We start from the raw sequence: 19,630 nt of genomic DNA, 5'->3' as shown, positions 1-19,630 counted from the left end.
CCCGCGGCCACCGCAGATGCGGTGGCCGCGGGGACCGGCCGGACCGATGACTCCCCCACCGGAGTGAAGGCTCCCGGGCGCGGGACCGCCGGGCGCCACCCGCCCTCGCCACCGGCTCGACCCGGGCGGCGAACCGAACCGCCCGCGGGTGACACCGCGCCAGGGGGTCCGTTTCGATCGCGCCGCCGGACCCACGACGTCCACGGTGAGCGCCGCGACCGCCACCGGTCACCGCGAGGCCCGCAGCCACCGCCGGGTGACATCGCCGCACCACGCCGGCGTGCAGCCCGATCCCCCCCCCGGCCCCTCGCCCTCGGCCTCCTGCCTCCCTCCGGCTCCGCTCGCCCCGTCCGGCAGAAGGACGGGGCCCCATTGAAACGTTGCACAGGGTCTTGTGACGGGGCCCGGGCTGTGCGACGGTCGAGCGGCGATCTTCTGGAGTGCGGTCCTGGCCGGTTCGTTGCGCTGCCGCCGGGTCGGTGGTGCTGTGTCGCCGGCACCCGGCCGGTGGCGGTCCGGCCCGACCGCCCTGTCGATGAGGAGTGGGCCGTGATCCGCCGCCGGGATGTCCTGAGAGGGTCCGCCGTTCTGACCGCCGCGGCGCTTGCGCCCGGTGCCCTGGGCGCCGCCGCCGCGACGGCCGGGACGGCCGCAGAGACCGCCGGGCTGGGCTGGGGCCCGTTCACCCACGAGATGCGGCCGTGGACGAGGTGGTGGTGGTTGGGCAGCGCCGTGACCGAGGAGGGACTCGCGCGGCATCTGAGGCAGTTCGCCGACGTCGGCTTCGGCGGGGTCGAGATCCAGCCGATCTACGAGGCACAGGGCTATGAGGACCGGATCCTCTGGTACCTGAGCGCCCCCTGGCTCGACGCGCTCGACGCCACCACCCGGCACGCCCGCGACCTGGGGCTCGGCGTGGACCTGACCACGGGCTCCGGCTGGACCATGGGCGGGCCGTGGATCACCCCGGAGATCAGCGCGGGACGCGCGCTCATCGAGCAGTGGGAGCTGTCCGGCGGTGAGCGGCTGGGTGTGCCCGTGCGCACCGTCCAGCCGCCGCACCCCGGCCTCGTCGACGAGGAGCGGCTCTCCAGGCCCGACCTGCGCCCGCCGATGCAGCCGCTGCCCGAGCCGCCCCTGGCGGCCCTGGTCGCCCGCGAGGCGTCCAGCGGCAGGACGGTCGACCTCACCGGACGGGTGGGCCCCGACCGCACCCTCGACTGGACCGCGCCCGAGGGGCGGTGGCAACTGACGGGGGTGTTCAGCGGTCTCGTGCTCAAGCGGGTCGAGCGGGCAGGACCCGGCGGCAAGGGGCTGCTCGCCGACTACTTCGACGCAGGGTCGATCCGCCACCACCTGGACCACTTCGGCACCGCGGTCGGCGGCGACCGGGGCGTACGGGCGCTCTTCCACGACTCGTTCGAGCTGGAGCGCACCGACTGGACGCCCGCCGCCCTGACCGAGTTCGCCCGGCTGCGCGGCTACGACCTCGTGCCGCATCTGCCGGAGGTCTTCACCGGCGCCGGCGAGCCCGAGGTGCGGGCGCGGGTCCTCTCGGACGTCAGGGAGACTTTTTCGGATCTGTTTTTGAAACGTTTCGCCGAGCCGTGGGCCGACTGGAGCGCCGAGCGCGGCTGGCTGGTGCGCAACCAGGCGCACGGCTCCCCGGCGAACCTCCTGGACATCTACGGGGCCGCGGACATCCCGGAGACGGAGTACCTGGGCGCCGAGGACATCCCGATCCCCGGGCTGCGGAAGGGCACGGGTGCCGTCGAGCCGCCGAAGTCGCTGGTGTGGCGGTTCGCCTCGTCACCCGCGCACCACCAGGGCGGCCGGCTCGTCGGTGCGGAGACCGCGACCTGGCGGGACGAGCACTACCACGTGTCGCTGTCGCAGGTGAAACCGCTGGTCGACGTCCTGTTCTCGGCCGGTGTCAACCACGTCGTGTTCCACGGCACGGCGTACTCGCCCGACGACGCGCCCTGGCCCGGCTTCTCGTTCTACGCCGCGACCGAGCTGAAGCCCGCCAACACGCTCTGGCACGACCTGCCCGAGCTCACCGGTTACATCACCCGCTGCCAGTCCGTGCTGCAGGGCGGCTCGCACGGCAACGACGTCCTCGTCTACTGGCCGCAGCACGACCTGTGGGCACTGCCCGACGCGGGGCTCGGCGACGCCGCCGAGGACATCGAACTGACGCCGGACTACAAGTGGCAGGGCGACCCGTGGATGTACGGGCACCCGACCGGTGCGGGCGAGGTCGCCGCGGGCCTCGAAGCGCGCGGCTGGCAGTTCGACTGGGTCTCCGACCGGCAGCTCGCGGGGTTCCACGGCGGCCCCTCGGGGGTGGTGAACGAGCACGGCGGTTACGCGGTCGTCGTGGTGCCCGGCGCGCGGCTCGTCCCGCTGGACACCGCGCAGCGGCTGCACGACCTCGCTGCGGCGGGTGCGACGGTCGTCTTCGTGGGCGACCTGCCCGCGGACGTGCCGGGCCTGGCCGACCTGGACGGGCGCAGGGCACGGCTGGCGGCGCTGCGGGACGCGATGCGGGCGCACCCGGTCGGCGGGCGGCCCGGGGTGCACCGGGTGGGGGCCGGGCGGGTGGTGGTGGCCGCGCACGACGCCGACCTCGACCGGGCGCTGGCCGCCGCGTCCGCGGTGCGCGAGCCGGCGGCCGACTCGGGACTGCGGGTGCTGCGGCGCAGGCACGCGCGGGGGTGGCACTACTTCCTCGCCAACGTCACGGCGGAGCGGGTCGACGGCTGGTACGCGCTGGGCACCGCCGCGGCGTCGGTCGGCGCGCTCGATCCGCTGCGGGACGTCCGCGGGCCCGCCGAGACCCGGCGGGGCGCCGGCGGGGTGCAGGTGCGGCTGCGGCTGGATCCCGGGCAGTCGCTGATCCTGCGCACCTTCGACCGCGGGCGGCTGGACGGGCCGGTGTACCGCGCGGTGGTGCCGGACGGCGACGGGCACCCGCTCTCCGGCACCTGGACGCTGACCTTCCGCGAGGGCGGCCCCGCGCTGCCGCCCACCCGGCGGCTGACCGAGCTGGTGTCATGGCCGGAACTGGGCGACGAGGCGGCGGCGTTCTCCGGAACGGCCCGCTACACCCTGGCCTTCACGGCGCCCCGGGCCACCGGGGCCGGCCGGGCCTGGGCGCTCGACCTCGGCGATGTGCGCGAGAGCGCGCGGGTGCGCCTGAACGGCCAGGATCTGGGCACCGCGTGGGCGCTGCCGTTCCGGCTTCCGGTGGGCGGGGCGCTGCGGGACGGGGAGAACGTACTTCAGGTGGAGGTGACCAACCTCGCCGCCAACCGCGTCCGCGACCTGGCCCGCCGCGGGGAGCTGCACACCGACTTCTACATGAGCTGGCGCGGCACGACGCCGCCGCCCCAGTGGGAGCCGGTGGCGTCGGGCCTGCTGGGCCCGGTGCGCCTGGTCGAGGTGGCGGACTGACGCCGCGCTCCTGAGGCGACGGGCCGCGGCCGCCCCTCCCGGCCGCCCCGGAGAGCGGTGGCGGGAAGGGGCGGCCGCTCTCCGCGGCGGCGGCACCGCCCCGGACGCGGGTTCGGGCCCGCGTCCGGGGCGGCGTCACGGTCGGCGTCCCCGCCGGTGTCCGCACCGGCGGCGGGGTGTGCCCTCAGTGGTGCGGTGCCGGTCCCGGCGGTGGTGGGGCCGGGTTGCGGTCGGCGCTGGGCTTGCGGGGTGGTCCCCGAAGGCCCCTGTGCGCCCCCGCCCGGCGCGCCGGTCAGCTCGCCGTGCAGGTGGGGGTGGGTGCGGCGTTGCTGCCGCCGTAGCTGCCCTGGAAGCCGAACGAGGCGCTGGCCCCGGGCGAGAGGGAGCCGTTGTGTGCGGCGTTCTGGGCGGTCACGGCCTGGCCCGACTGGGCGACCGTGGCGTTCCAGGCGTTGGTGACCTTCTGGTTGCCCGCGAAGGCCCACTTCACCAGCCAGGACGGCAGGGCCGTCGCGGAGGTGTTGGTGACGGTGACGGTCGCGGTGAAGCCGCTCCCCCAGTCGTTGTCGACGTGGTAAGCGGCCGTGCAGGCGCCGCTGCCGCCGCCCCCGCCGCCCTGGGACGAGGTGGTGGCGGTGACCGCGCCGGAGGCCGCGGAGGTGTTGCCCGCCGCGTCCCGCGCCCGGACGGTGTACGTGTACGCGGTGGACGCCGACAGGCCGGTGTCGGTGAACGTGGTCGTGGTGGACGTGCCCACCTGGACCCCGCCGCGGTAGACGAGGTAGCCGGCCACTCCCACGTTGTCGGACGACGCGCTCCACGAGAGCGACGCGCTGGAGGCGGTGGTGCCCGTCGCCCGCAGCCCGGTGGGGGCGGTGGGCGCCTGGGTGTCCGCACCCCCGCCGCCACCGCCGCCCACCGGCGGGTAGGCGTTGGCGAGGAGCTGGCGGAACTGCGCGGAGAACCAGTGCCCGGCCAGCGGGGAGTCGGCGAGGGCGCCGCTCGGGCTGTTGCCGTTGCGTCCGTTGCCGGTGTACGTGGGGTCGCACATCCGGTCGAAGCCCTTGCCCTCGTCGTTGTCGATGGCCTGGCTCGCACCGTCCGACTCACCCGGCGGCTTGACCCAGACGTAGGCGTCGATGCCGGCCGCGGGTGCCGTCGCAGGACGCTCGCCCAGACCCGCACCGGACTGGTTGCACCAGTTGCCGGCGTGGATGCGGCGGTCGACGCGGCCCCCGTCGACGTAGGCGTCCACGCTGGTGGTCGGGCCGGGGCCGGCCGGCCGGGCGGAGCCGCCCCAGCCGTTGCGCGAGGTGTCGACCAGCATGCCGATGCCGGACTCGAACCCGGCCGTGACCGCGGCCGAGCGCAGGCCCTGGGCGAACGACTGCTCGTCGGTGTACTGGTTCCAGTCCAGCCACTTCGACTGCCGCACGCTGGAGCCCGCCACCGTGTCGGAGATGGTGAAGTTCGGCTCGTGCAGGGCGCTGTAGTTGGCGGTGTTGACGGCGAACCCGGCGACGTCGGCCACCGTGGCACCGGAGGTGGTGGCCGCCTTGTGCGCGAGCTGGGCGAACGGCACGAGGTTGGTGTCCCAGCCGAGCCAGCCGTGGTGGCCCGCGTCGATGTAGTTGTAGACGTTGGGGATGTCGCCGAGCGTGGCCAGGGCGTAGCCGACGCCGTTGACGTAGTTGCCGTTCTGGAGCATCTTCGCGCAGGCGTCGGTGGCGCCCGCCTGACCGCTCGCGTTGGTCACCAGGTTCGGCAGCGAGTCCGGCTCGATGACCGTGGCGATCCGCAGGTTCGCGTACGCGGGGTCGGAGAGGACGTCCGCGATCGGGTCGATGTAGTCGTTCTCGTAGGCGGCGAGGTCGTCGGGGCCCAGCTCGCCGTTGGAGGCGAGGGCGGCGCAGTCGCGGCCCGGCAGGTCGTAGACGACGAGCTGCACCAGGTCGGCGCCCTGGGCCTTGGCGGCGTCCAGGTGGTCGCGCAGCCCCATCCCCCCGTTCACGCCCTCGATCGCCGCGATGCGGTCCAGCCAGACGTAGGTCGGCTCGTCGGAGACGGCGCCGCCGCCCGGCTCACGGGCGGCGTTGGCCGACCACTCCGAGTTCACATAGGGCGTGGCGCCGACGTACGGGTTGTCCACGCGGGCCGCCGCGGCGCGCTCCGCGGCCGCCGCGGGTCCCGGCGCCACGGTGAGCGCCGCGCCGGCGAACAGCGCCGTCCCCAGGGCCAGGACGTGCCAAGGTCTCTTCCAGTGCATGGTGGTGTCCCTTTCTCGCCCGGCCGGTCCGGCCGGTTGGAGGATCGATTCGGCAGCCACCCGGCACCCGTGTGCCGCCCGGTCGGCCGGGCGTACGGGGCCGGCCGAGGAGGATCCACGGCGTCGGGGTGCGGGTACCGAGGTGCGGGCGTCGAGCGCGGGTACCGAGGCGGTTACCGAGGTGCGGGTACCGAGGTGCGGGGCGCTGGTGCAGGGGTGCGGGTGTCGGGGCGCGGGAGTGGGGCGCCGGCGTCGGGGTTCGGGTGTCGGGTGTCGGGTGTCGGGGCGCGGATGCGGTGCGGGCGCGGCGGGGTTCGGCTCCTACCCCGCAGGAGCCCGGTCCCACCGGCCGTGACCCCGCGGCCCCGGCAGTCGCCGCAGCCTTGGGAGCGCTCCCACTCGGAAGCTAACAGCCCGGCGGCCCCGCTGGATAGGGTCCGTTCACGTTTTCTCCACGCGTCTCCACACCCGGGGGTCCGTACGGGCCGGGCGTGGGCGGCACAGGGGCGTGCGTCCGGGGCGCGAGTGGCGCAATGTGCTCCGGAAGCCGACCGGGGCGCGGGCCGGGCGCCCGGACGGCCCCACGCGGGCGCAGCAGGGGGGGGGCGGGCTCCCGGGTCCGCGTCCGGCGGCGGGTCCGGCCGGATCCGGCGGGCGTGCGTGCGGCGGTGCGGGAACCGGACGCGCCCGGCCGGTCGTTGATCTACAGTGCCGAGGACGCACCACCGGCAGGCGACACGAGGAGGAATCGAGGTTATGCCGCCCGAGACGTTCGAGTTCCAGGTAGAGGCGCGCCAGCTCCTGCAGATGATGATCCATTCGATCTACTCGAACAAGGACGTCTTCCTGCGCGAGCTGATCTCCAACGCCTCGGACGCACTGGACAAACTCCGCCTCGAAGCACTCCGCGACGAGGCGCTCGACGCCGATGTGTCCGACCTTCACATCGACATCGAGACCGACGCGGAAGCACGCACCCTCACGGTCCGCGACAACGGCGTGGGCATGTCCTACGAGGAGGTGGTCCAGCTCATCGGCACCATCGCCAACTCGGGCACGGCGGCGTTCCTGAAGGAGCTGCGCGAGGCCAAGGACGCGGCCTCCGCGGAGGGCCTGATCGGCCAGTTCGGCGTCGGTTTCTACGCGAGTTTCATGGTCGCCGACGAGGTCACCCTGCTCACCCGGCGCGCCGGCGAGGACAGCGGTACGCGCTGGACGTCCGGCGGCGAGGGCACCTACACCATCGAGCGGGTCGAGGACCTGCCGCAGGGCACCTCGGTCACCCTGCGCCTCAAGCCCGTGGACACCGAGGACCAGCTCTTCGACTACACCTCGCCCTGGAAGATCAGGGAGATCGTCAAGCGGTACTCGGACTTCATCACCTGGCCGATCAGGATGGCCCCGGAGGTGGCCGGGCCGAAGGACGGCGAGCAGCCCGAGGACGGCGCGGGGAGCACACCGCCCGGGCCCGAGACGATCAACTCCATGAAGGCCCTGTGGGCCCGCTCCAAGGACGAGGTCGGCGACGACGAGTACCACGAGCTGTACAAGCACATCAGCCACGACTGGCACGACCCGCTCGAAACCATCCGCATGCAGGCGGAGGGCACCTTCGAGTACCAGGCCCTGCTCTTCCTGCCGTCCCGGGCGCCGCAGGACCTCTTCACCCGCGGCCACAAGCGCGGCGTCCAGCTCTATGTGAAGCGCGTCTTCATCATGGACGACTGCGAGGCGCTGATGCCCGAGTACCTGCGCTTCGTGAAGGGCGTGGTGGACGCCCAGGACCTCTCGCTCAACGTCTCCCGCGAAATCCTCCAGCAGGACCGCCAGATCGAGCTGATGCGCCGCCGGCTCGCGAAGAAGGTGCTGTCCACCGTCAAGGACATGATGTCCGCCCGCCCGGAGGACTACGCGACCTTCTGGCGGGAGTTCGGCCGGGTCCTCAAGGAGGGCCTCCTCGGCGACTTCGAGAACAAGGACGCGATCCTCGCCGTCTCCTCGTTCGCCACCACCCGCGACAAGGACGAGCAGACCACCCTCCAGCAGTACGTGTCCCGGATGCAGGAGGGCCAGCAGCACATCTACTTCATGACCGGCGAGTCCCGCGCCGCCATCGAGAACTCCCCGCACATGGAGGCCTTCCGTGAGAAGGGCCTGGAGGTGCTGCTCCTGACGGACCCGGTCGACGAGGTCTGGGTGGAGGCCGTTCCCGAGTTCGACGGCAAGCAGCTTCGGTCCATCGCCAAGGGCGAGGCCGACCTCGACACCGGCGACGAGGAGGACGGTGCCAGGGCGGAGCGCGAGAAGCGGCAGCAGGAGTACGCGGAGCTGCTGTCCTGGATGACGAAGCAGTTGGCGGACGAGGTCAAGGAGGTCCGCCTCTCCTCGCGCCTCACCGTCTCGCCGGCGTGCATCGTCTCCGACACCCATGATGTGACGCCCGCCCTGCAGAGCATGTACCGCGCGATGGGCCAGGAGGTGCCGCACATCAAGCGCATCCTGGAACTCAACCCCCAGCACGCCCTTGTCGAGGGTCTGCGCAGGGCCCAGGCCGAGCGTCCCGAGGACGCCTCCCTCGTCGAGACGGCCGAGCTCGTCTACGGGATGGCGCTCCTCGCGGAGGGCGGCGAGCTCTCCGACCCGGCGCGCTTCACCAAGCTGGTGGCGGACCGCCTGGAGCGGACGCTGTAGGCACCACGAGCGCCGGTGAGCCCCGCCGCGGCGGCCGCGCGGACCGAGTCCGCCCGGCCGCCGTGGCACATGGCCGCCGGCGGCGTGGCCGGGCCCGTACCGCCCTCGTGGGACGCCCCGTGGGCCCGTGCGCTGCGGCGTATGCGGGCGGCGCGCACAGGGGCCCGGGACGGGCGGCCAGTACGCTGGGCCGGACGGCGGCCCGGCCCGGGGAGCGGGACGGCCGCCCGTGTCCCACCGGTCCCGGCGGGGCACGCACCGTCCGCAGCTCCCCGCCGCAGCCGTCCACCGGTCGCGGGCGGGTGTGCCGGGTGCCGCCCCGGCGGCCCGTCGAAGGAGGCCCCGCGCCGTGCACGACCTGCCGCACATCGCGTTCGTCGCCTTCCTGGGCGCCGCGGCCGCCGGTGCGCTCGGCGCCCTGGTGCTGTGGCTGCTGCGCAGACGCTCCGTCGCGGTCGGGATGAACGTCGTGGTCGCGGTGCCGGTCGCCGCGATGCTCGCGGGCACGCTGGTGGTCGCGCATGCGATGCTGCTGTCGGACTACGACCTCTCGGTGGTCACCACGGTCGTGGTGTCCGCCGCCGTCGTCTCGCCGGCCCCCGCCGTGCTGCTGGGCCGCTGGGTGGTCGCCCGCAGCCGCGACCTGGCCCGGGCCGCCCACTCCTTCGGCGACGAGGGGGGCTTCTCGCCGCCCGGTGGCGCCTCCACCGCTGAGCTCACCTCACTGGCCCGCGAGCTGTCGTCGGTCAGCGCCAAGCTCGCCGCCTCCCGGGAGCGGGAACGCGCCCTGGAGGCTTCCCGCCGCGACATGGTCGCCTGGATTTCGCACGACCTGCGCACCCCGCTCGCCGGGCTGCGGGCCATGTCCGAGGCCCTGGAGGACGGGGTGGCCGAGGAGCCCGAGCGCTACTTCCGCCAGATCGGCACCGAGGTGCACCGGCTCGACTCGATGGTCGGCGACCTCTTCACCCTGTCCCGGATCCATGCGGGCGCCCTCGCTCTCGACCGCGCCAGGATGTCCGTGGAGGACCTGGCCGACGAGGCCCTCATGGGCGCCGAGGCACTCGCGAAGGAACACGGCGTGCGGCTGGCCGGCGACGTCATCGAATCCCTACCGGTGGAGGTGGACGGCCGAAAGATGTCGCGGGTGCTCGCCAACCTCCTGGTCAACGCCATCCAGCGGACCCCGGCGGAAGGCACCGTCACCCTGTCCGCGCGGCGCCGTGCGGACAGGGTCGTCCTCTCCGTCGCCGACGGCTGCGGGGGCATCCCGCCGCAGGACCTGCCCCGCGTCTTCGACATGGGATTCCGCGGTACCCGGGCCAGGACGCCGTCCACGAGCGCCGGTCTCGGTCTCGCCATCGTCCGCGGCATCGTGGAGGCGCACTCCGGAAGCGCGGACGTGCGCAATGTGGCGGGCGGCTGCCGGTTCGACGTGACCCTGCCCCTCCCGCCCGGCGACCGGCACGGATCGGATCACGTCAGGCAACCGTAAGCACTGAGCGCCTGCCGCCCGCCCGGTGCCCGGACGTACGCTTCCGGCACTGGCCCCGGCCGCGGACGCATCGCGGACACCATCGCGGCGCACGGCATCGCGGGCGGGCCTGCGGACAGGCGTGCGGACGACGAGGCGGGAGCGGCCATGGGGAAGAAAAAAGCCATGCAGGGGGCCGGGAAGGGCGGGGCCCGTCGGAAAGGCGGCGAGCAGCCCGCGGACGCGGCCGCCGCGGCCGCGATCAGGGCGGCGCGTTTCGGGCGGCTCCCCAGCCGGGTCGAACCGTCGCAGATGGTCGAGGAGACCCCGGCGCAGGCGCCGCACGACCCCGACTTCGGCCGCAATCCGGAGAACGACTGGATGATCCGCTACTCGGCCGGATGAGCCGAAGCCCGACCGGGGGTGAGCCGGAGCCCGGCCGGGGAGAGCCAGAAGCCCGGCCGGGGTAAGCCGAAGCCCGGCCGGGGTGAGCCGGAGCCCTGCCGGGTGCTCCGGCTGCGGCCGCCCGGCGCACCCCGTGCATCGCGCCCCGGCGCCCCACGCGCCGCGCCCCGCGGAGACGGTCCGCGGGGCGCAGTCGTCGTCCGTGCGCCTACCCGTCGCCGTCCGCCCGCCGTCGCAGGACGCTCACGCCCTCGGGACGGCCGGAGCCGGTCCGCCTCGGCCACGGCCCCGGCGAGGGCCCCGGGCGGCCCCTCCACGAGCCCGTCCGGCGGCGGTCACGAGTACTCCTTGCGCATCCGGCTCAACAGGGCCCTGCTCTCCGCGGTGGAGGTCAGCAGCGACATCCGGTTGTGGGCTTCGAGGTGGGCGACCACGTCGGACCGCTGGTCGAGGTACATGGATCCGGACAAAATCTCCGTGTAGACGATGTCCGGCAGCTCCGGTTCCTCGAACCGGAAGTAGGTGAAGGGCGCGAACGCACCGACGTGGGCTCCCGCGTTGAACGGCACCACGTCGACGCTCACGTGAGCCAGCTCGGTGGCCTCCAGGAGCCGGTCTATCTGCTCCCCCATCACGCCGGGGCCGCCCACGGCCCGGTGCAGGACCGCCTCCTCCATCACCACCCAGAGGGTGGGCGCGTCGGGCCGCTCCAGCAGGCCCTGGCGGCGCAGGCGCAGGTCCACCCGGCGTTCGAGGTCCTCTTCGGTGTCGTTCGGGAACCCGGCGCGCAGCACCGCGCGCGCGTACGCGTGGGTCTGGAGCAGGCCCGTGACGTAGTGCGGCTCGTAGGTGCGCAGCGTCTTGGCGCCGGTCTCCAGGCTGACGTAGGCGGTGAACCACGCGGGCAGGACGTCGCGGTAGGGGTGCCACCAGCCGGGCTCGTTCGCCTTCTCCGCCATGGCGATGAACTCGTCGGCCTCCTGCCGGCCGACCCCGTAGGTCTCCAGCAGCTTCTCCACGTAGAGGATCTTGAGTCCGACCTCCGCCTTCTCCAGGCGGCGGATCGTCAGCGGCTTCACGCGCAGGGCCGCGGCCGCGTCCTCCAGCGACACACCGGCGCTCTGCCGCAGGTCCCCCAGGCGCCTGCTGAGGATCATGCGGAGGACGGTGGGACCACTGGCGCCCGGACCCGTACGGGCATCGCTCACGGCCAAACCTCCTGAGTGGCTGTCACGAGCCGGAGTGTGCCAGGTAGTTGGTGACGACACCAGATGGATATCGGCTTGTTGAAATTATCAGGAAGGAGCTTGCAGCTTGATTGCGGCAGCAAGCATAGTGGCAGCGTGACCGATCTCTCCGACCGCCAGGTCTCCGTCAACGCCGCACAGACAAAAGGAACTTGGCGTACCCCCACGGCGGAGATCGGGCATCCGCTCATGCTCCGTCCGAGCCCCGCACCGGCCCGCACTCCGGTACAGACGGCTCGCCCCCCTCTCCCCCTCGCACCACCCGTCCCCCGGCGGAAGGCGACAACCGTGCCCCCTCTCACCTCCCTGTCCTGCCCCCAGCTCCTGGGCGGTGACCGCACGGACCGGGTCCACTGGCTCGACCTCCCGGCCGTTCAGGCCGGGGTCGGTGAGGCCCGCCGTACCACCACCGAGAAGCTGCGCTCCTGGCGACTGCCCGAGAAGACGCTCGACGACGCGGTACTGATCCTGTCCGAGCTGGTCACCAACGCCATATGCCACACCCCGAGCGCCCGCATCCTGTGCTGCGTCGGCCTCACCACCGATCGGCTGGTCCACCTGGAGGTGCACGACTACGGCGGCACGCCGTGCAACCTGCTGCCGTGCACCCCCACCTTCGACGACGAAAGCGGACGCGGGCTGATGCTCGTGGAGCACATCGCCAAGGAGTGGGGGGTGGAGCGCTCCGCGTTCACCCGCGGGAACACGGTGTGGGCGGCTCTGGCGAGCGGCCTGTCACGCTTCGGCGCCGCCCCCTCCGGAGCCTGACGCACCACCTTCCGCACCCGCCACCGCCGGCCCCGACGGCCCACCCCGGCGAAGGGAACGGGGGGTTCCGGCGGAGGACTCCGGGAGATCTCGTGAACGGCCATCACGTAGATCCGGCCAGCGACAGTCGCGTACGGCGCGTTTTCGCTGGTCGGCGCGCCGAACTCGACGCAGGACGCCATATATAGCGACACGCCGGGCGTCGTGACCGGATGAAGAAAACACCGCCGTCCATTGATGATGCACATGCACATGCAGGGCGCACATGCCGATCGGCGTGCGCCGGCCATCAATGGAGGAACGCGATATGGACACGTCCAAGCGCCGGGTCGTCGTCATAGGCGGCGGCTACGCGGGAGTGAAAGTGGCCCGGGAGCTGGACGAGTTCGCGGAGGTCACGCTCGTCGACGGCAAGGAGGTCTTCTTCCACAGGATCGCCTCCCTGCGGGCGAGCGTCGACGACACCTGGACGACCGCGCCCTTCATCCCGTACAGCTCGCTGCTCAGACACGGACGCACGGTGCTGAACAAGGCCGTCGGCATCCGCACCGCGGAGCGTCTGGTGGTCCTCCAGAGCGGCCACCGGCTCGCCTACGACGTCCTGGTCCTCGCCTCCGGAGCCGACTACCAGGAGCCCGCGAGGTTCACCGGCACCACGGTCGAGGAGGCGGCCGAGTCCTTCCACGCCCACCAGTACCGCGCCGCCCGCGCGAGGAACGTGCTCATCGTCGGCGGCGGCCCCTCCGGAGTCGAGCTGGCCGCCGAGCTGCGCCGGGTCAGACCGGACGCCCAGGTGACGCTGGCGCACTCCGGGTCGTACCTGCTCTCCAGAACCCTAAGCCGCGGGCTGGGCCGCAGGGCCCGGTCCTGGCTGGAGGCCCACGACGTACGGGTCCACCTGCGCACCGTCATCTCCTCCACCGGGGGCGGCTCCAGCAGCCTGCGGGACCAGAACGGCACCCCGTTCGACGCCGAGGTCGTCTTCTGGACCACCGGCACCACGCCCAACACCCTGTGGCTGCGGCTGGCGGGCCGCGGCGACTGGCTCGACCCCAGCGGTCATGTGAAGGTGGACGACCATCTGAGGGTCATCGGCAGGCAGGACGTCTTCGCCGTCGGCGACGTCAACGACGTCTCCGAGGCCAAGCTCTCCCCCACCGCGATGGCGCAGGGCTCGGCGGCGGCCCACAACATCCGCGCCTACCTGGACCGCAACGGCAGGCACGGCAGCCAGCCCCGCCCCTACCGGCCTGCCCCGCTGCGGGCCTTCTCCGTGCCCTTCGGACCCGATGCCGGCGCCACCCTCCTCCCGATCCTGGGGCGCGGCACGGCCATCCTCGGCAACCGCGCGACCGCCCGCCTCAAGAGCCGGACCCTGGCCCTGCCCTACGCAAACGACCTCCTCAACCGCCCCCGCACCTGAGCACTCGCGGTCGGCCGACACACGGTCGGCCAACTCTCGGTCGGCCAACTCGCCGCGCTCATCCGGCTGCCGGGTCGTCGGAGAGGTACGCCCGCACGATGTCGTCGAAGGACTCTTCCGCGCTCAGACCCAGCCGGTGCGCACGGGGGGTGTGGAACCGCGCGGGCCAACCGCGCACGATGGCACCGGTCTCGGGGTCGTCCCTCCAGTCGATCAGCCCGCTCGTACCGGCCCCCGCCACCCGGTCGAGGGCGGCCGCCATCTCGCGGGGCGTGGTGGTGAGCGCGGGCAGGTTCATCGCGGTGCGGCTGCCCCACGAGGCGTCGTCGGCCGAGGCGGCGCGCAGGATGCCGTCCAGGGTCCGCCGGGGCGAGGACAGCGCGACGGGGGTGTCGGGCGGGACCGGGCACAGCGCACGCTCGCCGGCGAGCGGTTCGCGGATGATTCCGGACAGGAAGCCGGACACCGCCGCGTTGGGCCTGCCCGGCCGCACGGACACGGTCATCAGCCGCACGGAACGGCCCCGCACGAAGCCCTTGCGCGTGTAGTCGGCGACCAGTTGCTCGCCGATGAACTTCTGGATGCCGTAGCTGGACTGCGGCCGGGGCAGGGTGTCGTCGTCGACGCCGCCGACCGGCCCGATCGCGGGATCGCTGCCGAAAACGGCCAGCGAGCTGGAGAAGACCAGGACCGGCGGCACGCGGTGCCCCCTGGCGTACTCCAGCAGCGCACGCGTCCCGTCGACGTTGGTGCGCAGGCCGAGGTCGAAGTCCGCCTCGGCGGCACCGCTGACCACGCCGGCGAGGTGGAACACGGCGTCCGCCCCGCCGAGTCCGCCGAGCACCGCCGCGAGCTCGCCCGTGACCGCCCGCACCTCCTCGCGGGCGGCGAGGTCGGGCGGCGGCGGGGCCAGGTCGACCAGGACCAGCTCGCCGACCCTTGCTGCCGCACCGCCGCCCAGGACGACGGGGGCCGCCAGCAGACGGCGGGCCAGGAGCGAGCCGAGGAAGCCCGCGCCCCCGGTGATGACGACTCGTACGTCCGTCACGGGACCATCCCTTCTCCCGACCCCTGGGGCCGGGAGGCCGATTCCAGCCTTTCGATCACGTCCGCCAGCGCGTCCTCGTCGCCGACGTTCCCGGCGAAGACCACGTACGGCAGGCCCGCCGCGGGGCCGGAGACCGGTTCCCACAGCGACACGATCCCGGGCAGCAGGGAGCCGCGGGCCCAGGCCCGCCGGATGCCCAGCGCCCCGGTGGCCACGTCCGAGGAGGTGATACCGCCCTTCGCCACCACGAACGCGGGACGGCGGGCCGCCACCACCCGGCGGGCCGTCCGGGTGAGCGCGGCGCTCACCCGGCGTGCGATGTCGAGGCTGGACCCCTCGTCCGCGCCCTCGACCAGGTTCCGGGAGGTGCTCAGCACCACGAGGTCCTCGCCGAGGGCCGCGGCCGCGCGCTGCACGGCACCCCGGATGTGCTCCTCGGCGCGCTCGTCGTCGAGGACGGCCGGCACGTCGAGCTCCACCCCGACGAACCTGCGCCGCTCGGCGAGCCGGGCGAGCTGGCCGCTCGTCAGCGCCACGTGGGAGCCGACGACGACGAGCCCGTGCGCGCCGGCCCCCACCAGGCCCGCGAGTGTTCCGCGTCCGACGGGCGGCTGCGCCGCCTGGCCGACGCGCGCCCGCACGAAGGAGGGGCCGATGCGGTAGACGAACGAGGACCCGCCCCGCTCGGCGGCCAGGATCGCGAGGACGGCCGCGCGGAGGTCGTCGTCCTCCGCAGCGTCGAGCGCGACGACACGGCCGCCGTGCGTGCCCGCCAGGCGCTCGCGCAAGCCGTCCGTCGTGCCGCCCCGCAGGTCGTCGAGGGTCAGCTCGACGACCTCGCCCGCCGGGATGCGCCCTCCGCTCTTCTCGGCTGCCCAGTCGGCGAGCCTGGACGAGCGGTAGCCGAAGGTGGCGTCCCGGGCGAACTCGCTGTCCGCCACGGGGAGCAGCCCGCCGGCGGAGCGCAGCCAGTGCACGCCGCCGATCGTGACGCGTCCGGCGTCGACGTAGGCGGGCGCCAGCACGACCGCGTCGACGGTCCCGCCCCTCTCCGCGATCACCTCGCCGATCACGTCGGTCTCCAACGGGAAGTGGCCGCGGAGCGTGGAGTCGCTGCGGCTGGCGAAGGCGAGTGCCACCCCCTCGCGCCCTGCCGCCGCCAGGCACGCCTCGACGACGTCGCGGTCCCGGGCCGCGGCCTGCCCGGGCGTGAGGCTGCGCGTGTTGGTCAGCACGAAGAAGCCCGGCGTTTCACGGCGCAGCGCCCAGCGGACGTCGTCGACGCTCCAGCGGGTCAGCACGGGCAGGTCGCGGACGGTCTGCGTGCCGGTCGGGTCGTCGTCGAGGAAGACCACCCGGCGTGCTCCCGCCAGTGCCCGGCGCACCTGTGCCGCGGCCACCTGCCGGATGGGGGGCAGCGGCCCGGGGCGTGCCGGCGGGTCCTGCCCGGGCGCCGGGGCGTTCGGGGCGTTCACCGGACGCCGCCGGCTGACGGCAGCGTCCGCATGCGGTGCGCGGCGAACCCGATCGCGTCCGGGTGCGTGATCGTCCGACCGGGGCCGCGGCACGGGAGGCCCGCGCACGGGTCCTCGTACGGCGGCCCCCCACGGGGCGGTTCCTTGCTCATCGCCGGCTTCCTTCCTCCGCCCCGGCGGTCCCGTCGAGCGCGGTCCTGAGCGCGGGGGCCGCGTCGGGCGGTGCCGGCGCGGGGAGGCGGTCGCCGGGCACCCCGATCCCGACCGGTACCGGCGCCCCGGACGGTCTACCGCCGTCGCGGACCGCGGAAACCACGGACCGCCCCGGAGCACGGCGGACCGCCGGCCTCGGACACCTGCCCGGTTTTCGAACGAATCTTCAGTTGTTAAATTTTAAACTATGGAATCCTGCCTGGTCTACCAGGCCGGAGCATCCCGAGCCAGAATCGCAGTGCACGGAATCTGCAGACCGCTCCGTCACGTGTGCCCGAACAAGGCGCACCGGCCGGTGTGCGGATGGGGCACTTTTCGGCTGGTGAGCCGTCAATCACTGAGGCGGAGGTTGCGTGATGACGCCCGGTCCAGCGCGCGAGCCACAGGCTCGGGGCGGTCCGGAGGACGGGGTTCCACATGAGGACGGGGTTCCGCGCTGTGAGGACCTCGCCGCCGTCGTGGCCGACATGCCGACGCTCGGTCGCGTGGGCGACCTCGCGCTCTTATTGTCGCGGCTGCCGCAGCACATGCCGCTGGTGCTCGATGCGCACGTGCGTGCCGCCGAGGACGGCGCGGACGGCGCGTACACCGTCACCCCGCGTCTCGTCGACGTGGTCCTCGACGGGGGCACCGACTCCGCCCGCGCCGGAGTGGGGCTGCAACTCGGCATGGTCCTCATGCGCGCCGGCCTCGACGAGGGCGCCCAGGCCGACCTGGCCGGACGCCGGGACCTGCCACCGCGGAACGCCTTCGAGCGCGCCCGCCACCTCATCGACCGCGGGCACCTCCGGCAGGGGCTCACCGCACTCGCCGAGGTCCAGGAGTACATCAGCGTCCTTCTGGACTGGGAGACGGCCAGGTGGCTGGAGAACGGGGACCTGACCGACTCGCTCGGCATCGAGGCCCTGCGGGCCGGGCACACCGCCGATCGACTGCACGCACTCGCCGGGCAGATGCCGCGCTGAGCCGCCGGCGGCACGCGTCGAGCCGATCCGCAGACGGCGCACGTCGACGCGGACCCGCCCGCGGCAGGCGGCGCTCGTCGACGCGGCCCCGCCCGCGCGCACGCCGCGGCCGGGCCGCGGCACCACCCCGGGGCCGGCCGTCGGCGCCGCGCGCGGACCGGGCCGCGGGCGCCCACGTGGGAGCGGAGCCGTCAGGCTTTCAGATGGCCGCCGAGCCGCCGCCCTGGGCGCCGGAGCCGGCCGCGCCGCCTGCCGCCGGATGCACCGGCAGGGGCGCCGAACCGGTGCGCACGCGGTCCACGTCGAGGTCCAGGTTCTTCACGACCCTCGGCACCGCGAGCGCCGGCAGTAAACACTCCCACGCCTCCACGACCCGCCCGGGCAGGTCGACGCGCGCCGGCCCGGACTCCATGCTGGCCTGCAACTGCGCGCCGGTGCAGGCGTTCACCAGCAGCCTCGCCGTCCCCTGCATGTCCACCCCGGCACGCAGCTCACGCCGGCGCCGCGCGGCCAGCAGCGACGCCATCACCACTTCCGTCCACTGGGCGTGGGAGTTGAAGTCGTCGGACCCCTTGATGAAGTCGCCCTGCTCCCCGACCAGCCGGGCACCGGCCAGCAGGACCGGGTTGTCCACCATCTGGCAGGCCCAGGCGAGGGTGATGTCGATCAGGTGCTGGAGCCCGACGGCGGGCCCCTGCACCTGTACCGCGCCCGGCTGACCGCGCACGATCAGCTCGGCGAGTTCCTTCTTGCCACCCGGGTAGTGGTGGTACAGCGACCCCGTGGAACGGTCGGCCCTGCGGGCGATCCGGTCGACGCTGGCCCCTGCGTAGCCGTATCCGGCGAACTCGACGGCGGCCGCGTCCAGCAACGCCGCTCGGGTCTCCGCCGCCCGTTCCTCACGTGTCCCGGCCTGTCCCATGTCCCACCTGCCCCGGTCGTGCTCAAGCTGCGAGGACGACCTTACGTTCACGGCGGTCCCGGGGGACAGAGCCCCCGGCGGTACTCCGCGGCGCTCCGCGGCAGGTGCCGCTACGCGGTGCGGGCGACCGTCTCGGCCATGATGCCCGTTCCCGAGAACCCGGGGCCGACCCCTACGACCACGACTTCCTCGGCGTGCGCCGGTGCGCCCTCCAGACCGCGGCGGATGGCGTCCAGCACCGTCCCCCCGCCCTGGTTCCCGCCGTCGAGGTAGCTGTCCCAGGACGTCTGTATCTGCTCCGGGTTGCAGCCGAGGCCGGCGGAGATGGCCGGCAGGATCTTCGACGAGCCGGGATGGGCGTACACCCGGTCGGGACTCCACCCCGGATCGTCCTCGCCGAGGAGTTCGCGCCACATGAGCCGGATCACCTCCGGCACCATCCTGGGTGCCGAAGGATCGCTGTCGAAGAGCTGCCCGTCCCCTCCCGTGGTGAGCGTGTACTTGCCCGTCGTCCCCGGCACGGTGTGCGTCCAGCACTTCTTGACGACGAGACCCGGGCCGGACCTGCCACGACTCGTCTCCCCCCGGGCGAGGCCCTCCACGACACACGCGGCCGCGAGGTCCCCGTAAATCAGGTCATGGACGATCTGCCCGGGTTTCTTCGCCGCCCCGCGGTACACCGTGTGCAGGCACTCGCTGACGCACACGGCCACCTTCCTCCCGGGCTGTCCGGCCACGAGCTGTGCCGCCAGCGCGAGCGAGTGCACACCGCCCAGGCACCCCAGCTCCGTCATCGGGATGATCCAGGTGTCCCGCGGGAGGCCGAGACGCGTGATCCAGTGCTGCGCGGGTCCCGGCGTCCGAGGAGTCGTCGAGTGGCTGACGACGAGGCCGAATATGTCGGAGGGCAGGCAGTCGGCGTTGGCGAGGGCGTCCTGGAGCGCCCTCTCGCCCATGTCGACCATGGCTTCCACGGCGGGCTCGTTCCGCTCCTCGAACGTGCTCGTGGCGGACACCTCGCTGAGCGGCCTGGCCCAGTACCGCCGCTTGATCAGCGTGTTCCTGGCCAGGCCCTCGACACGGTCCGCCAGCCTCGGATCGTTCCTCCCGTTGGGGACCCCGATGGCACGTTTGAGGGTCTCGACGGTCTCCTCCATCGAGACCTCGTAGCGGCCCCGTACGGACGCCGGGCGGTGCACGTAGGCGAGGGACATGGCGAACTCCTATCCTCTGTCCCGGGCAGTGGGCGAAAAGTCGGTCCCGCGGGCACGCGAAGC

At 73.5% G+C, this 19,630-nt stretch carries 13 protein-coding genes; 7 read left to right on the top strand and 6 right to left on the bottom strand.

Annotation, left to right across the window (positions count from 1 at the left end):
- Nucleotides 1-549 precede the first annotated feature (549 nt).
- The gene (locus IE313_RS24020) at nt 550-3,456 is read left to right on the top strand and encodes a glycosyl hydrolase (protein ID WP_189935653.1); all 2,907 of its coding nucleotides are present in this window, start codon (nt 550-552) and stop codon (nt 3,454-3,456) included.
- A 292-nt stretch (nt 3,457-3,748) separates the two neighbouring features.
- Here the strand turns inward: IE313_RS24020 and IE313_RS24015 are convergent, their stop codons facing one another.
- Nucleotides 3,749-5,722: a glycoside hydrolase family 6 protein gene (locus IE313_RS24015; RefSeq protein ID WP_189935651.1), complete on the bottom strand. Its 1,974-nt coding sequence runs from the start codon at nt 5,720-5,722 to the stop codon at nt 3,749-3,751.
- 756 nt (nt 5,723-6,478) lie between these two features.
- Here IE313_RS24015 and htpG point away from each other — a divergent pair.
- The 3 genes from htpG (at nt 6,479) to IE313_RS24000 (ending at nt 10,292) form a co-directional block, all read left to right on the top strand.
- Nucleotides 6,479-8,413, top strand: coding sequence for a molecular chaperone HtpG (gene htpG, locus IE313_RS24010; RefSeq protein ID WP_189935649.1), 1,935 nt, complete (start codon nt 6,479-6,481; stop codon nt 8,411-8,413).
- Nucleotides 8,414-8,762: 349 nt separating this feature from the next.
- Nucleotides 8,763-9,908, top strand: a complete 1,146-nt coding sequence (locus tag IE313_RS24005) for a sensor histidine kinase (RefSeq protein WP_189935646.1) — start codon at nt 8,763-8,765, stop codon at nt 9,906-9,908.
- Nucleotides 9,909-10,055: 147 nt separating this feature from the next.
- Nucleotides 10,056-10,292 (top strand): hypothetical protein, encoded by a 237-nt coding sequence (locus IE313_RS24000; protein ID WP_189935695.1) that lies wholly within the window; start codon nt 10,056-10,058, stop codon nt 10,290-10,292.
- 335 nt (nt 10,293-10,627) lie between these two features.
- On the opposite strand, the gene IE313_RS23995 is transcribed toward IE313_RS24000, so the two are convergent.
- Nucleotides 10,628-11,500 carry a Sco1979 family transcriptional regulator gene (locus IE313_RS23995; RefSeq protein WP_189935644.1) on the bottom strand — a complete coding sequence of 291 codons (873 nt, stop codon included), beginning with the start codon at nt 11,498-11,500 and terminating at the stop codon, nt 10,628-10,630.
- A gap of 327 nt (nt 11,501-11,827) precedes the next feature.
- On the opposite strand from IE313_RS23995, the gene IE313_RS23990 reads away from it, so the two are divergent.
- A complete protein-coding gene (locus IE313_RS23990) occupies nt 11,828-12,307 on the top strand; it encodes an ATP-binding protein (protein ID WP_229924893.1) in 480 nt (159 codons plus the stop codon).
- Nucleotides 12,308-12,614: 307 nt separating this feature from the next.
- Nucleotides 12,615-13,730 (top strand): NAD(P)/FAD-dependent oxidoreductase, encoded by a 1,116-nt coding sequence (locus IE313_RS23985; protein WP_189935640.1) that lies wholly within the window; start codon nt 12,615-12,617, stop codon nt 13,728-13,730.
- Nucleotides 13,731-13,788: 58 nt separating this feature from the next.
- Here the strand turns inward: IE313_RS23985 and denD are convergent, their stop codons facing one another.
- On the bottom strand, nt 13,789-14,778 hold the full coding sequence (denD, locus tag IE313_RS23980; protein ID WP_189935638.1) for a D-erythronate dehydrogenase: 990 nt from the start codon (nt 14,776-14,778) through the stop codon (nt 13,789-13,791).
- The gene (locus IE313_RS23975) at nt 14,775-16,178 is read right to left on the bottom strand and encodes a four-carbon acid sugar kinase family protein (protein WP_229924892.1); all 1,404 of its coding nucleotides are present in this window, start codon (nt 16,176-16,178) and stop codon (nt 14,775-14,777) included. Before IE313_RS23975 ends, denD begins: the two co-directional genes overlap by 4 nt.
- Nucleotides 16,179-16,933: 755 nt before the next feature.
- Here IE313_RS23975 and IE313_RS23970 point away from each other — a divergent pair.
- On the top strand, nt 16,934-17,431 hold the full coding sequence (locus tag IE313_RS23970) for a hypothetical protein (protein ID WP_189935636.1): 498 nt from the start codon (nt 16,934-16,936) through the stop codon (nt 17,429-17,431).
- A 199-nt stretch (nt 17,432-17,630) separates the two neighbouring features.
- On the opposite strand, the gene IE313_RS23965 is transcribed toward IE313_RS23970, so the two are convergent.
- Together IE313_RS23965 and IE313_RS23960 are read right to left on the bottom strand one after the other, a co-directional pair.
- On the bottom strand, nt 17,631-18,404 hold the full coding sequence (locus tag IE313_RS23965; RefSeq protein ID WP_229924891.1) for a TetR family transcriptional regulator: 774 nt from the start codon (nt 18,402-18,404) through the stop codon (nt 17,631-17,633).
- 59 nt (nt 18,405-18,463) lie between these two features.
- The gene (locus tag IE313_RS23960; protein WP_189935634.1) at nt 18,464-19,567 is read right to left on the bottom strand and encodes a beta-ketoacyl-[acyl-carrier-protein] synthase family protein; all 1,104 of its coding nucleotides are present in this window, start codon (nt 19,565-19,567) and stop codon (nt 18,464-18,466) included.
- Nucleotides 19,568-19,630 lie beyond the last annotated feature (63 nt).

Origin of the sequence: Streptomyces sulfonofaciens (assembly GCF_014656295.1) — a bacterium.
Classification (GTDB): domain Bacteria; phylum Actinomycetota; class Actinomycetes; order Streptomycetales; family Streptomycetaceae; genus Streptomyces; species Streptomyces sulfonofaciens.
Note: the sequence above shows the minus strand (reverse complement) of the source record. Positions and strands in the feature narration are given on the sequence as shown.